Origin of the sequence: Streptomyces sp. HmicA12, from assembly GCF_000373565.1 — a bacterium.
In the GTDB taxonomy this organism is placed as follows: Bacteria; Actinomycetota; Actinomycetes; order Streptomycetales; family Streptomycetaceae; genus Streptomyces.
This window is the reverse complement of record NZ_KB891808.1, coordinates 92,719-106,569: the sequence shown is the minus strand read 5'-3', so window position 1 is coordinate 106,569 and position 13,851 is coordinate 92,719. Positions and strand designations below refer to the sequence as shown.

General features: G+C 71.9%; 15 protein-coding genes. 4 read left to right on the top strand and 11 right to left on the bottom strand.

Annotation, left to right across the window (positions count from 1 at the left end; translation table 11 throughout):
- Positions 1 to 2: 2 nt before the first annotated feature.
- From gatC to B072_RS0117605, 7 genes are all read right to left on the bottom strand, one after another.
- Positions 3 to 299 carry an Asp-tRNA(Asn)/Glu-tRNA(Gln) amidotransferase subunit GatC gene (gene gatC, locus B072_RS0117635; protein ID WP_018531282.1) on the bottom strand — a complete coding sequence of 99 codons (297 nt, stop codon included), beginning with the start codon at positions 297 to 299 and terminating at the stop codon, positions 3 to 5.
- 220 nt (positions 300 to 519) lie between these two features.
- Positions 520 to 3,012 (bottom strand): bifunctional diguanylate cyclase/phosphodiesterase, encoded by a 2,493-nt coding sequence (locus B072_RS0117630; protein WP_018531281.1) that lies wholly within the window; start codon positions 3,010 to 3,012, stop codon positions 520 to 522.
- A gap of 369 nt (positions 3,013 to 3,381) precedes the next feature.
- On the bottom strand, positions 3,382 to 5,580 hold the full coding sequence (ligA, locus tag B072_RS0117625; RefSeq protein ID WP_018531280.1) for an NAD-dependent DNA ligase LigA: 2,199 nt from the start codon (positions 5,578 to 5,580) through the stop codon (positions 3,382 to 3,384).
- 59 nt (positions 5,581 to 5,639) lie between these two features.
- Positions 5,640 to 6,668 (bottom strand): methionine synthase, encoded by a 1,029-nt coding sequence (locus B072_RS0117620; protein ID WP_026245961.1) that lies wholly within the window; start codon positions 6,666 to 6,668, stop codon positions 5,640 to 5,642.
- A 38-nt stretch (positions 6,669 to 6,706) separates the two neighbouring features.
- The gene (locus B072_RS0117615; RefSeq protein ID WP_078506469.1) at positions 6,707 to 7,414 is read right to left on the bottom strand and encodes an SDR family oxidoreductase; all 708 of its coding nucleotides are present in this window, start codon (positions 7,412 to 7,414) and stop codon (positions 6,707 to 6,709) included.
- 15 nt (positions 7,415 to 7,429) lie between these two features.
- Complete coding sequence (locus tag B072_RS0117610) at positions 7,430 to 7,975, bottom strand: TIGR00730 family Rossman fold protein (RefSeq protein ID WP_026245960.1); 546 nt, start codon at positions 7,973 to 7,975, stop codon at positions 7,430 to 7,432.
- Positions 7,976 to 8,019: 44 nt separating this feature from the next.
- A complete protein-coding gene (locus B072_RS0117605; protein WP_018531276.1) occupies positions 8,020 to 8,424 on the bottom strand; it encodes a nuclear transport factor 2 family protein in 405 nt (134 codons plus the stop codon).
- Positions 8,425 to 8,507: 83 nt separating this feature from the next.
- On the opposite strand from B072_RS0117605, the gene B072_RS0117600 reads away from it, so the two are divergent.
- Complete coding sequence (locus tag B072_RS0117600) at positions 8,508 to 8,837, top strand: DUF427 domain-containing protein (RefSeq protein ID WP_018531275.1); 330 nt, start codon at positions 8,508 to 8,510, stop codon at positions 8,835 to 8,837.
- A gap of 40 nt (positions 8,838 to 8,877) precedes the next feature.
- The gene (locus tag B072_RS43370; protein ID WP_018531274.1) at positions 8,878 to 9,306 is read left to right on the top strand and encodes a hypothetical protein; all 429 of its coding nucleotides are present in this window, start codon (positions 8,878 to 8,880) and stop codon (positions 9,304 to 9,306) included.
- Here the strand turns inward: B072_RS43370 and mnmA are convergent.
- On the bottom strand, positions 9,303 to 10,451 hold the full coding sequence (mnmA, locus tag B072_RS0117590; protein ID WP_018531273.1) for a tRNA 2-thiouridine(34) synthase MnmA: 1,149 nt from the start codon (positions 10,449 to 10,451) through the stop codon (positions 9,303 to 9,305). The genes B072_RS43370 and mnmA overlap by 4 nt on opposite strands.
- 100 nt (positions 10,452 to 10,551) lie before the next feature.
- On the opposite strand from mnmA, the gene B072_RS0117585 reads away from it, so the two are divergent.
- A complete protein-coding gene (locus B072_RS0117585) occupies positions 10,552 to 11,229 on the top strand; it encodes an N-acetylmuramoyl-L-alanine amidase (protein ID WP_026245959.1) in 678 nt (225 codons plus the stop codon).
- A 25-nt stretch (positions 11,230 to 11,254) separates the two neighbouring features.
- On the opposite strand, the gene B072_RS0117580 is transcribed toward B072_RS0117585, so the two are convergent.
- The 3 genes from B072_RS0117580 to B072_RS48690 all read right to left on the bottom strand — a co-directional run bounded on the left by B072_RS0117580 (position 11,255) and on the right by B072_RS48690 (position 13,105).
- Complete coding sequence (locus tag B072_RS0117580) at positions 11,255 to 12,424, bottom strand: cysteine desulfurase family protein (protein ID WP_018531271.1); 1,170 nt, start codon at positions 12,422 to 12,424, stop codon at positions 11,255 to 11,257.
- Between the two features lie 79 nt (positions 12,425 to 12,503).
- Positions 12,504 to 12,722 (bottom strand): hypothetical protein, encoded by a 219-nt coding sequence (locus tag B072_RS0117575; protein ID WP_051127215.1) that lies wholly within the window; start codon positions 12,720 to 12,722, stop codon positions 12,504 to 12,506.
- 224 nt (positions 12,723 to 12,946) lie between these two features.
- Positions 12,947 to 13,105 (bottom strand): hypothetical protein, encoded by a 159-nt coding sequence (locus B072_RS48690; RefSeq protein WP_018531269.1) that lies wholly within the window; start codon positions 13,103 to 13,105, stop codon positions 12,947 to 12,949.
- A gap of 113 nt (positions 13,106 to 13,218) precedes the next feature.
- On the opposite strand from B072_RS48690, the gene B072_RS0117565 reads away from it, so the two are divergent.
- Positions 13,219 to 13,833, top strand: coding sequence for a TetR family transcriptional regulator (locus B072_RS0117565; RefSeq protein ID WP_018531268.1), 615 nt, complete (start codon positions 13,219 to 13,221; stop codon positions 13,831 to 13,833).
- Positions 13,834 to 13,851 lie beyond the last annotated feature (18 nt).

Below are 13,851 nucleotides of genomic sequence, written 5' to 3'. Positions count from 1 at the left end.
TGTTAGTCCTCCCCCAGGATCTGCGGCACCTTGAAACGCTGCTGCTCCTGGGCCGGGGCGCCGGAGAGCGCCTGCTCGGGGGTGAGCGACGGACGGACCTCGTCCGCGCGCATGACGTTCGTCAGCGGCAGCGGGTGGGAGGTCGGCGGTACGTCTTGGTCGGCGACCTCGCTGACGCGGGCGACCGCGCCGATGATGTCGTCGAGCTGGCCTGCGAAGTGGTCGAGCTCTTCGGGCTTCAGCTCCAGACGCGCCAGCCGGGCGAGGTGGGCGACCTCCTCGCGCGTGATGCCAGGCATGCAGCGATCCTCTGGGGTGAGTGAGTGTGGTTTGGCCTCAATCCTATGGGGCGCGAGGCCGTGCCCGGTAAACGGTCAAGGGGGCGGGGTGGGAGTGCGGGTCCCCTGGGCGAGCGGAGCTCGCTCCGGGGGCGCGCGGAACTGCGCGAGAAGCCCCACCGGCCCGCAGCCGCCCACACAGCAGGAACCCGCAACGGCGATCAGGCACGACCCCGCGACATCAGGCCTCGTCGGCCGCCGGCAGCGCCGCAGGCTTCCGCTGCCACCCACGCGATCCCCGCGCCCGCAGCCACGCCGTGGCCTCGTCCGGCGGCATCGCGGCGGCGACGAGCCACCCCTGCACCGCGTCACAGCCCAGATCCCGCAGCCGCTCCCACGTCTCGTCGTCCTCCACGCCCTCGGCGACGACGAGCAGCCCGAGCGAGTGCGCGAGGTCGACCGTGCAGCGGACGATCTCCGCGTCCTCGTTGTCCACCGCGAGGCGGGCGACGAACGACCGGTCGATCTTCAGCTCGCTGACCGGGAGCCGTCGCAGGTGGACCAGCGACGAGTACCCGGTCCCGAAGTCGTCGAGCGACATCTTCACGCCGTGCCCGGTGAGCCCGGCCAGCGTGTCCGCGGCCCGCTGCGGATCCTCGAGCAGCACGTGCTCGGTGATCTCCAGTTGCAGCGACCCGGCCGGGACTCCGTGCCGCGCCAGCCGCGCCGCGACCGCGCCCGCGAATCCGGGCGTGTGCACGTCCCGCGGCGACACGTTGACCGCGACCGGTACGTACAGGCCCTGCGCACGCCACCGCGCGACCTGGGCGAGCGCCGTCTCCAGCACGTACTCGGTCAGGTGCGGCATGAGGCCGGAGGATTCGGCGATGGCGATGAACTCGTCAGGCGGAACCTTCCCTCTCTCGGGATGCACCCACCGCACGAGCGCTTCGAGACCCGCCACCTGTCCGTCGAAGCGCACCTTCGGCTGGTAGTGCAGCTCCACGTCCCCGGCGTCGAGGGCGCGTCGCAGATCACCCAACAGGCCGAGCCGGTCGGGGGTGTTGGAGTCCCGCTTGGACTCGTACACCTCCACGCCCGTACGGTCCCGCTTGGCCTGGTACATCGCGACGTCGGCCCGGCGCAGCAGGCCCTCCGCGTCGAGCGCGTGGTCGGGGAAGACCGCGAGTCCGGCGCTCGCCTCGAGCACCAGCGTCAGTCCGTCGAGGTCGAGCGGTGAGCCGAGCGCGGCCACCAGGTTCCGGGCCACCCGGCTCGCGGACGTCGTGGAGTCGGCGACCGGGAGCAGCACGGCGAACTCGTCGCCCCCGAGCCGCGCGGCCTCCGCACCGCGCGGCAGCGCGGCTCTGAGTCTGTCCGCGATCTGCAACAGGAGCCGGTCACCGGCGAGGTGGCCGAGCGTGTCGTTGACGGAACGGAACCGGTCGAGGTCGATCAGCACGAGCGCGCTGCGCGCCCCGATCCGCTCGGCGTCGTCGAGCGCGGTCCAGGTGCGCTCAAGGAGCCACTGCCGGTTGGGCAGTCCGGTCAGCGGGTCGCGCAGCTGCTCCTCGGCGCGGGCCCGCGCGATCCACAGCGTCGAGTCGAGCGCGATCAGCGGGATCGCGAACAGCGGCAGCAGGACGGGCAGGGCGATCGCGACGACACAGATCAGCGGCGCGATGCCGAGCAGCGCGACACCGACCAGGCCCTGCCGGACCAGCGCCGTGCGGGCGACGGTGGGCAGGCCGGAGCTGCGCGGCGCGTGCACGTACCAGAGGAGCATGCGGGTGACCAGCAGGTAGGCGGCCGCCACGAGGAGGACCTCGGGCGCCGTGTAGGCGTCCCAGGTCTCCGGTTTCCAGGGTGACTCGACGGACGGTACGCGGCCGAACGCGGCCAGCACGAGGGCGCCCGCCCCGATGCCGAGGATGTCGATGGCGCCGTGCAGCACGCCCTGGCGCCAGCGGTGCCTGCGGGCGGCGCCGACGAGCACGACGACGGTGAGGCTGACCATTCCGGCGGGCACCCAGCCGTACAGGAGCAGCACGGCGAGGGTGAGGGCCGCGCCGGAGCCGGTGCCGCCCCACCAGCGGTCGCGGCCGAGCGCGACGAGATGGCCGACGATGATGCCGGCCAGGACCGCGAGGGACCAGCCGACGACGCCGGACGGGAAGAGCGCGTGGTCGCCGCTGAACGCCCGCTGGAATCCGGCGCCCAGGACCACCGCGGCGAGCGCGACGACGGCGCCGGGCAGCAGCGGGAGCGCCGCGGCCCGCGTGGTGTCGGCCGCTCCGCTCTGCTCGTTGCGCGCGGGCGTCGCCACGCCGACGTGGCCGCTGCCGGGCAGGCCGTTCGGCGGGACGGCCGGGCCCGTGGTCACCCCGGTGAGGGCACCCGGGTGGAACACCGGGCCGCCGCCCGTGGCCCGGCTGCCGGCGGTGTGCCGCTCGCCGGGTGCGACGGCCGCGCCGCCCGTGGGGTCGAGGTCGGTGGGGTCGGGGTGTGCGCCGCCGCGCTCCGCGCCGCCGGGGCCCGCGGGTTCCCGTCCCGCCGCCCGGGCGCCCTGAACGTCCTGGCCGCGCCGGTCACTTCGGGCTCCTCGCGCGCGCTCCGCCGTCCCGGACGGATCGCCCGCGGGGCCCGCGGTGCCGAAGGCCCCCTGGGCCCGATCCGGGCCGATGCGGGTGAAACCCAGCCCGCTCTCGCGCCACCAATTGCGCCAGTTCACCACACCACCGCGCTCGTTCTCCCCGTGACCGCTGCCGTTGTCGCCGCTCGCGGCGCCCCCGCCGAATCGTCGGTCCCTGCCGCGCCGAAGGCGTCGACGCGGGCGCAGACGTGAGTCCGGGGCGGCGCTCTCGGTCGGTTCCATTCCCGTCCCTCTCACAGCCGGCGGTGCCCACGTCCGCTGCCCGGGCCCCTGGCTTCTGTGGAGCAGGGGTTGCCCCGTCCGCAGCAGGACACGGCAGGCGCACACCTCAACAGTAGGCCGCAGAAGGCTTCCACGGGCACCAGACGGACGCGCCCGACCACGGTTGCCCGAATGCGGCCCGGCCACCCGTATGCATCTGGTATGCGCCGAACGGGTGGCCTTCAACCGCTACTGCTCGGTCGGCTCTTCCGCGGGAAGTGCCACTTCGGCGGCGGCTTCGGGTCCTTGTTCGAGCAGAACGGCGAATCCGTCTTCGTCCAGAACCGGAACCTTCACCTGCATGGCCTTGTCGTACTTGGATCCCGGGTTCTCGCCGACGACCACGAAGGACGTCTTCTTGGAAACGGAACCGGTCACCTTGGCGCCTCTGGTCTGCAGTGCTTCTTTGGCGCCGTCCCGCGTGAAGTTCTCGAGCGTGCCGGTGACGACGACGGTGAGTCCTTCGAGCGGCCGCGGCCCCTCGTCCTCACCGGACCCTTCCTCCTCCATCCTCACACCGGCATCACGCCACTTCCGCAGGATCTCCCGATGCCAGTCCTCGGCGAACCACTGCTTCACGGAGGTGGCGATGATGCCGCCGACGCCGTCGGTGGCGGCGAGCTCCTCCTCGGTGGCCTGGTCGATGCGCTCGATGGAGCGGAACTCGCGGGCGAGCGCCTCGGCGGCGACCGGTCCCACATGACGGATGGACAGGCCGTTGATGACGCGGGCGAGCGGCCGGGTCCTGGCGGCCGCGATGTGCTCCAGCATCGCCACGGCGTTCTTCTTCGGCTCGCCCTTCTGGTTGGCGAAGACCGTGACGACCTTGTCCTCGCCGGTCTTCGGGTCCCGCTTGGGCAAGCCGCTGTCGGCGTCGAGGACGTACGCCTTGATGGGCAGGAGCTGCTCGATGGTGAGGTCGAAGAGGTCGCCCTCGTCGGTCAGCGGCGGCTCGGCGGGCTCCAGCGGCGCCGTGAGCGCGGCGGCGGCGACGGCCCCGAAGTTCTCGATGTCCAGACACTGGCGGCCACCCAGGTAGAACAGCCGCTCCCGCAACTGGGCGGGGCACGTGCGGGCGTTGGGACACCGCAGATCGATGTCGCCCTCCTTCATGGCCCGCAGCGGGGTGCCGCACTCGGGACATTCGGTGGGCATCACGAACTCGTACTCGCTGCCGTCGCGCAGGTCGACGACGGGCCCGAGGATCTCGGGAATGACGTCGCCGGCCTTGCGGATGACGACGGTGTCCCCGATGAACACGCCCTTCTTCTTGACGATCTCCTGGTTGTGCAGCGTCGCGAACTCGACCTCGGAACCCGCCACCGTCACCGGCTCCACCTGCGCGTACGGGGTGACGCGGCCCGTGCGGCCCACGCCCACGCGGATGTTGACCAGCTTGGTGTTGACCTCTTCGGGCGGGAACTTCCAGGCGATGGCCCAGCGCGGAGCGCGGGCGGTGGAGCCGAGCCGGCCCTGGAGGGGGATCTCGTCGAGCTTGATGACCGCGCCGTCGATCTCGTGCTCCACGGAGTGCCGGTTCTCTCCGTAGTAGGCGATGAACGCCCGTACGCCGTCGAGGTCCCCGACGACCTTGTTGTGCTTGGCGGTCGGCAGGCCCCACTCGCGCAGCAGCTCGTACGCCTCCGACAGGCGCGTGATGTCGAAGCCCTCGCGGGCGCCGATGCCGTGCACGACCATGTGCAGCGGGCGGGTCGCGGTGACGCGCGGGTCCTTCTGGCGGAGTGAACCCGCCGCCGCGTTGCGCGGGTTGGCGAAGGGCTTGTCGCCGGCCTCCACCAGGCGGGCGTTCAGCTCCTCGAACTTCTCCATCGGGAAGAAGACCTCGCCGCGGATCTCCACGAGCTCGGGGATGCGCTCGCCCTTGAGGCGGTCGGGGATCTCGGCGATCGTGCGGACGTTGGGCGTGATGTCCTCGCCGACGCGGCCGTCGCCACGCGTGGCCGCGCGCGTCAAACGCCCGTTCTCGTACGTCAGGTTGACCGCGAGGCCGTCGACCTTCAGCTCGCACAGGAAGTGGTACGCGGACGAGCCGACGTCCTTGTGGACGCGCTCGGCCCAGGCCGCCAACTCCAGGTCGTCGAAGGCGTTGTCGAGCGAGAGCATGCGCTCGCGGTGCTCCACGGAGGTGAACTCCGTGGCGTAGTTCCCCGCGACCTTCTGGGTCGGCGAGTCGGGGGTGCGCAGCTCGGGGTACTTCTCCTCGAGGGCTTCGAGGGAACGCAGCAGCTTGTCGAACTCGGCGTCGGAGACGACCGGCGCGTCCTTCACGTAGTACCGGAAGCGGTGCTCTTCGATCTGCTCGGCCAGCTGGGCGTGCTCGTCCCGCGCCTTCGCGGGCACGGAGGTCTGCGCCTGCGTGCTCTCCAACGGTTCTCCAGCGCTTGCGGCAGCCACCTTCTCGTCCTCCCGTTCACCTTCGTCCCCGGTCACTCAGGGTTGTCCGCGAGTGATCTCGCCGCCCGGGCGCAGTGGGCGAGTGCCGTGCGGGCGTACGCGGGTGAGGCACCCGCGAGTCCGCACGACGGCGTGATGACCACCGACTCCGCGAGAGACCCCGGATTCAGCCCCAGCCTGCGCCACAGCGTCCTGACACCCATGACGCTACCGGCAGGGTCTGACAATGGGCCGTCCACGCCGGGCACGACACCGGCGAAGAGCGTGACGCCTCCTTCGACGGCCTCACCGATCGCGTCGTCGTCACGCTCGGTGAGCAGCGAGAAGTCGAAGGAGATCGCGTCGGCACCGGCCCGGCGCAGCAGCGCGAACGGGACGTCGGGGGCGCAGGAGTGGACGACGGTGGGCCCGCCCGTCACGTCGGCGGCGACGCCGAGGACGTCGCGCAGGGCGCCCTCCACCACCTGCCGGTCGACGGAGCGGTGCGTGCGGTACTCGCTCGCGGTCTTGACCTGTCCGCGCAGGACGGCGATGAGGGAGGGCTCGTCGAGCTGGAGGACGACCTGCGCGCCGGGGACGCGGCGCCGCACGTCGGCGAGGTGCGCGCGCAGTCCCTCGGCGAGCGACCCCGCGAGATCGCGGCAGGCGCCCGGGTCGGAGAGCGCGGCCTCGCCGTTCCTCAGCTCCAGCGCGGCGGCGAGCGTCCACGGCCCGACGGCCTGCACCTTCAGCGGGCCCTCGTACCCCTGCGTGAACTCCTCGAGCGCGTCGAGGTCCTCGCCGAGCCACGACCTGGCGCGCTTGGTGTCGCGCCCCGGCCGGTCCCCGATCCGCCACCCGCTGGGCTCCACGCGCGCGTACAGGTCGACGAGCAGCCCGGCGGTCCGGCCGATCATGTCGGCGCCGGGTCCGCGCGCGGGCAGCTCGGCGAGAAACGGGATGCCCGTCTCGGGGCCCTCGAAAGACCCGACGACGGTCTTGGCGGCCTCCCGGGCGTCACCACCGGGCATCGAACCGACGCCGGTCGCCGGTCCCCATTTGAAGTCGCTCTTTTCGCTCACCCAGGAAGAGTACGTAACCCCGGTGGTGGCCCCGACGGTCAGCGTCCCGGGCGCACCGTCAGATCGTTGACCTCGGCGTCGCGCGGCAGGTCGAGGGCCATGAGGATCGACGTGGCGACCGACTCGGGGTCGATCCAGCGCGCCGCGTCGTACTCCTTGCCCTCCTGCTGGTGCACCTTGGCCTGCATGGGGCTGGCGGTGCGGCCGGGGTAGACGGAGGTGACGCGTACGCCGTTGCCGTGCTCCTCGTGGCGCAGCGAGTCGGCGAGCGCCTTCAGACCGTGCTTGGAAGCGGCGTACGCGGACCACTGGGGGCTCGCGCTCAGCCCGGCACCGGAGTTCACGAAGACGACGTGCCCCTGGGCGACGCGGAGTTGGGGCAGGAAGTGGCGGGTCAGCTCGGCCGGGGAGATGAGGTTGACGTTGAGCTGGTGCCGCCACGCCTTCGGGGTGAGCTCGCCCACCGGGCCCAGGTCGACGACGCCGGCGATGTGCAGCAGCGAGTCGATCCGGTCCGGCAGCGACTGGTGCGAGAACGCCCACGACAGCTTGTCGGGGTCGGCGAGGTCACCGACGAGCGTCCGGGCGCCCGGGAACCGGGCGGCGAGTTCCTTGGCGCGGCCGGCGTCGCGCGCGTGCAGGAAGATCTCGTCCCCGCGCGCGTGCAGACGACGGGCGACGGCCGCCCCGATGCCCGAACCGGCGCCGGTGATCACATGAGTGGCAGTGCTGGCTGTGCTGGTCATGGCGCCATGCTCGCACTACTCGATGCCGCGCGACTCCTCCAGGTAGGCGAGGGCTCCGACCGGCTCCTCGGCGAAGAACACCAGGTCGGTGAGGGGGATCGGCAAGAAGCCCTCGTCCTCCATCCGCCGGAACTGCTCCTTGAGCCCGTCGTAGAACCCGGCGGAGTTGAGCAGCACGACGGGCTTGTCGGTCTTCCCGTGCTTCTTCAGTTCGAGGATCTCGGTGGCCTCGTCCAGCGTCCCCGTGCCGCCCACCATGATCACGACGGCGTCGGCCTTCTCCATGAGCAGCCGCTTGCGCTCGGCGAGGTCGGCGGCGATGACCATCTCGTCCGGCGCGGACACGGCACGGGCCTTGGCCGCGAGGAACTCCACGGACACCCCGATCAGCCCCCCACCGGTCTCGTGCACCCCGTCGGCGACGACCTTCATCAGCCCGCTCTCGCTGCCGCCCCACACGAGCGTGTGCCCGCCCTTGCCGAGGAGCTCGGCGAATTCGCGGGCGGGGCGGGTGTAGCGGTCGTCGAGGTCGGCGGCGGAAAGGAAGACGCAGATGTTCATGAGGCCTACGGTACGGGCCACACCGGCGGCCGGGCGCGCGGCGGTCACCGGCCTCCGAGGGGCACCCGGCGCGCGCCGACCTTCCGGTGGGCGATCCGCCATCCGTCGTCCCCGCGCACCACGGTGTCCTCGTAGGTGACGCTGCCGCTGGTGCCGTCCGCGTTGATGCCGATGCCCTTGGACAAGGCGTGGACGCGGCCTTCGGCGAGTTCGGTGAGAACGACGTTCGTGATGTGGTGGGCGACCGGGTTGCCCGCGCCGAGGGCGAGAGCGGCGTCCCGGATGGCGGCCGGCCCGTGGAGGGGCGGCTGCCCGAAGTCCGTGATGTCGTAGACGACGTCCGGGGTGAAGAGCTCCCCCAATCGGTCCAGCTCACCGGCGTCGGTCAAGTGGCCGTGCAGAGCGAGCAGTTCGGTGACGGCCGTCCGGTCCTCGGGGTCGAGTGCCATGGCGCTCCTCTCGTCGGCCTTGATCCTTGCAACAGTGCGGCCGCGCCGGGAAGAACCCGCCCTCTGTGAGCGCTGACACAGTCATGGCTGAAGGACACACGATCACGATCGAGCAGGGTTCGCAGGGCGTCCGCGTCGTGCACGGCGGACAGGTGCTGGCCGAGAGCGGGCGGGCACTGGTGCTGCGGGAGACGGGTTGTCCCGTTCGGTACTACATCCCTCCGGAGGACGTTCGGACCGAGCTGCTGACGCCCTCGGACACGACGACGTACTGCCCCTTCAAGGGCGACGCGTCCTACTGGTCACTGGCCGACGCGCAGGATCTGGTGTGGGAGTACCAGGAGCCGAAGGCCGAGGTGGCCGCCATCAAGGGCCACTTCTGCTTCTACGAGACACAGGTCGACGGCGCATAGTCTGCGGAGGTACACAGCGCACGGCGGAGGGTGAGCGAGCATGTCTCACGGGCACGAACACGGGCAGCGGGACGTTCCGACGGACGGATTCGGCTCCGCCCCGCCACCGTTCGCACCGGAACCGCCCGCTCATCCCCCGGCGTTCCCGCCGCCGCCCGCTCATCCGCCGGCGTTCGCCCCGGTGGCGGGTCACGGTCCCGAGTTCGTGGCCGCCGATCAGTACAACGGCCTGGTCGTCGATGCCGAGGGCGTCCACTTCGAGCAGGGGCCGCACGCCATCGACCTCCCGTGGGCGCACGTGCGCACCGTCCATGCGCAGCCGCTGCCGGAAGGGCTGTCCGTGACCGCGGTGATGGCGGACGGCCCGGTCTACGAATGCCGGGTCAGGGCCCGGCGCCGGGCCCAGGCGACGCAGTGGAGCACCGATCTGGCGGGGGTGCTGCACCACTACCTTCAGGGGCGCGGCTAGGCCACCGCGGTGGCGCGGGCGGTGGTCGCGATCGTCGCCGAGCCCACCACCCGGGTCCCGTCGTAGAGCACGATGGCCTGCCCGGGGGCGACCCCGCGCACCGGCTCCGTGAAGGACACCCGGAGCTCGTCGTCGACGAGCTCCGCCGTCACCTCGGTCTCGCCGCCGTGGGCGCGCAGCTGGGCCGTGTACGTGCCGGGGCCCGAGGGGGCCGTGCCGCACCAGCGGGGCTTGATCGCCGTCAGGGCGGTCACGTCCAGGGCGGCCGCGGGGCCCACCGTCACCGTGTTGTCCACCGGGGAGATGTCCAGGACGTAGCGGGGCTTGCCGTCGGCGGCGGGGGTGCCGATGCGCAGGCCCTTGCGCTGGCCGATGGTGTAGCCGTAGGCGCCTTCGTGGGTGCCGAGCTTGGCGCCCGACTCGTCGACGATGTCGCCCTCGGACTTGCCGAGGCGGGCGGCCAGGAAGCCCTGGGTGTCGCCGTCGGCGATGAAGCAGATGTCGTGGGAGTCGGGCTTCTTGGCGACGGCGAGGCCGCGCCGCTCCGCCTCCGCGCGGATCTCGTCCTTCGTCGTCTCCGTGTCGCCGAGCGGGAACATCGCGTGGGCGAGCTGACGGTCGTCGAGGACGCCCAGGACGTAGCTCTGGTCCTTGGCCATGTCGGTCGCGCGGTGCAGCTCGCGGTCGCCGTTCCCGTCCACGACGACCTGCGCGTAGTGGCCCGTGCAGACGGCGTCGAAGCCGAGGGCGAGGGCCTTGTCGAGGAGCGCGGCGAACTTGATCTTCTCGTTGCAGCGCAGGCAGGGGTTGGGCGTGCGGCCGGCCTCGTACTCCGCGACGAAGTCCTCCACCACGTCCTCGCGGAAGCGGTCGGCCAGGTCCCAGACGTAGAACGGGATGCCGATGACGTCCGCCGCGCGGCGGGCGTCGCGGGAGTCCTCGATGGTGCAACAGCCGCGGGCGCCCGTGCGGAAGGATTGCGGGTTCGCCGAGAGGGCGAGGTGGACGCCCGTCACGTCGTGGCCGGCTTCCGCGGCGCGGGCCGCCGCTACGGCGGAGTCGACGCCGCCGGACATGGCGGCGAGCACGCGGAGGGGGCGGTCCTGGGTGGGGCGCTGCGCGGTCTGCGAGGTCTGCGAAGTCATAGCCCTAACAGAGTACGGGGGCGCGGGAACCGAATCTCTCCGATATGCGTTGTGGGTCTTGAACGGGGACGGGGTCGGGGCAGGCAGGCGGGGGCGTCGCGTGGGTGCGCAGGGGGCAGGCAAGGACCGGGACCGGGGCATCAGCCGGCGGACCTTGATCGTGGGCGGGGTGGTGTCGGCCGTCGGGGTCGGCCTGCTTGCGCGCGGTGATCTCGCCCGGATGTGGTGGCAGGTGCCCGGCGTCGACAAGCCGCGCACGGCCGGTGCGGTGGACTTCAAGGGCGCGGAGTGGGTGGCCGCGGCGGCGGCGAACTGGCGGCGGGCGGACCGGCCCGCCGACTACCCGATCGACCGGGTCGTCATCCATGTCACGCAGGGCAGCTACAGCACCACCTTGCGCGTGTTCAAGGACCCCTGGCACGGGGCCGCCGCGCACTATGTCGTCCGCAAGGACGGGCACATCGCGCAGATGATCCGGGAGCTGGACGTCGCCTTCCACGCGGGGAACAAGGACTACAACCAGCGCAGCATCGGCATCGAGCACGAGGGGTTCGTGGACCGGCCGCAGGATTTCACCGCGGCCATGTACGAGGCGTCGGCGAAGCTGACCGCCGGGATCTGCAGACGGTACGGGATACCTGTCGACCGGAAGCACATCATCGGGCACGTGGAGGTGCCGGGGACGGATCACACCGACCCCGGACCGCATTGGGACTGGGACCGGTACATGCGGCTCGTGCGGGCGGCCCACCGGCGGGCGGGCTCGACGAAGGCCTGACCTTCCCGGGCCCGGCCTGCGCGCGTCAGCTCAGGCCCGCCGACCGTGCCCGCTCCACCGCCGGGCCGATCGCCTGGGCCACCGCGTCCACGTCCGCCTTCGTCGACGTGTGGCCGAGGGAGAAGCGGAGCGTGCCGCGGGCCAGGGCGGGATCGGTTCCGGTGGCGAGGAGGACGTGGCTGGGCTGGGCGATGCCCGCCGTGCAGGCCGAGCCGGTGGAGCACTCGATGCCCTGGGCGTCCAGGAGGAGGAGCAGCGAGTCGCCCTCGCAGCCGGGGAAGGTGAAGTGGGCGTTGGCGGGGAGGCGTCCGTCCGGTGCCGGGTCGCCGCCCAGGATCGCCTCGGGGACGGCCGAGCGGACCGCTGTGACCAGGTCGTCCCGGAGCGCGCCGATCTCGTGGGCGAACCGGTCGCGCCGCTCGTGCGCGAGGCGGCCCGCCGTGGCGAACGAGGCGATGGCGGGGACGTCGAGGGTGCCGGAGCGGACGTGGCGTTCCTGGCCGCCGCCGTGCAGCACCGGGACCGGGGTGTACTCGCGGCCGAGCAGGAGGGCGCCGATGCCGTAGGGCCCGCCGATCTTGTGGCCGGAGACCGTCATCGCCGCGAGGCCCGAGGCGGCGAAGTCGAGCGGGATCTGGCCGTAGGCCTGAACCGCGTCGGCGTGCAGCGGGATGTCGAACTCCCCCGCCACGTCGGCCAGTTCGCGCACCGGCTGGATCGTGCCGATCTCGTTGTTGGCCCACATGACCGTGGCGAGGGCGACATCGTCGGGGTTGCGCCCGATCGCGTCGCGGAGCGCTTCGGCGTGCACGCGGCCGTGCGCGTCGACCGGCAGGTACTCGACCGTGGCACCCTCGTGCTCGGCGAGCCAGTGCACGGCGTCGAGGACCGCATGGTGCTCCACGGGGCTGGCGAGGACGCGGGTGCGGGCCGGATCCGCGGCGCGGCGGGCCCAGTACAGGCCCTTGACCGCGAGGTTGTCGGCTTCGGTGCCGCCGGAGGTGAACACGACCTCGCTGGGGCGGGCGCCGAGCGACTCGGCGAGGGTCTCGCGGGACTCCTCCACCGTGCGGCGGGCGCGGCGTCCCGCGGCGTGCAGGGACGAGGCGTTGCCGGTGACGGCGAGCTGGGCGGTCAGCACCTCGACCGCCTCCGGGAGCATCGGGGTGGTCGCGGCGTGGTCGAGGTAAGCCATGGTGGGCTCGATTCTACGAGTCCGCCGGAGCCGCTCCGCCGCCGCGTGGGGTCCCGTCCCACGCGGAGCCCGTCGGGCCTCAGCCCGTGATGCTCCAGGAGAAGGTGTTGTCGGCCGCGATGAGCGCGCCGAGCACGACGAGATCGGCGACTCCGAGGCCGAGGCCCAGCAGGGCGCGGCCGCGTCGCGCGGTGCCGCGCCACAGGGCGAGGCTCGCGAGAACGATCGCGATGGGGCCGAGGAAGACGTTCAGGACGAGCAGACCGACGAGGCCGAGGACGAACGAGGCGACGGCCATGCCGTCGGTGTCGCGCCGTCCGACCGGGCGCCGGGCCTGAGCCTGGTTCCGGGTCTCGGCCTCGACGTCGGCCTCGACCTGCGGTGCGGCCGCTTCGGTCACGATTGCCTTCTCCTGTGTCGTCTCTTGTGTCGTCGCTTCTGACGTCTCTTCTGCCTTCGTTTCGCGCTCTTCGATGAGTTGCACGGTGTTACCCCCTTGATGGCACAGCTCGGTCGGACGGGTCAGCTCTGGTGACGGCGGGCGTGGCGCTCGCGGGCCGCGAAGACGGCCAGCCAGACGCCGATGACGGCGGCCGCGACCAGGGTGAAGGTCAGCGGGGCGTGGGCCACGGTGCCGAGGGCGAAGCCCAGGAGCAGGAGGGCCGCTACGAGGAACAGCACGGGAAACCTCTCGAAGTCGAGTTCCGAAGTTGGGTTACAACTGTTCACTGACTGACGAGTCTAGACCCGGACAGCGGTTTCCCCACACGGAGAACAGTTGTTAACTGGATGACATGAGTCACACCCGGCAGGCACAGAAGCAGAAGACCCGGCAGGCGCTGCTCGACGCGGCGCTGGAGCTGCTCGAGGAGCAGAGCCTCAGCAGCCTGGGGCTGCGCGAGGTCACCCGGGCCGTAGGGGTCACGCCGACCGCGTTCTACCGGCACTTCGACTCCATCCCCGACCTCGGCGCCGCCCTGGTCGAGGAGGCGCTCGGCAGCCTGCACACGGTCGTCTCCGAACTGCTGACGGCGACCTGGAACAGTGACGAACGCATCGCGCGCACCGTGGAGTTGATCTCCGCGCACGTGCGCACCCACCCGGCCCACGTGCGGTTCATCGCGCGCGAACGGCACGGCGGGGTGCAGCGGGTGCGCGAGGCGATCGGCGCGCAGCTCGACCAGTTCGCCGAGGAGGTGCGCACCGCCCTGCGCCGCGACCCCGAGTCGGCCGGCTGGAGCGAGGAGGACCTGCTGATGCTGGCCGGGCTGTACGTCGACCACATGGTCATGACGGCGTCACTGCTGCTCACGGCCGGTCCGGGCGATCTCCCCCGGGTGACGGGCCTCGCCGAGCGGCAGCTGAGGCTGGTGAGCCTCGGGCGCAGACACTGGCTGGATGCGTCATGACCAATTAGCCTTACGGTC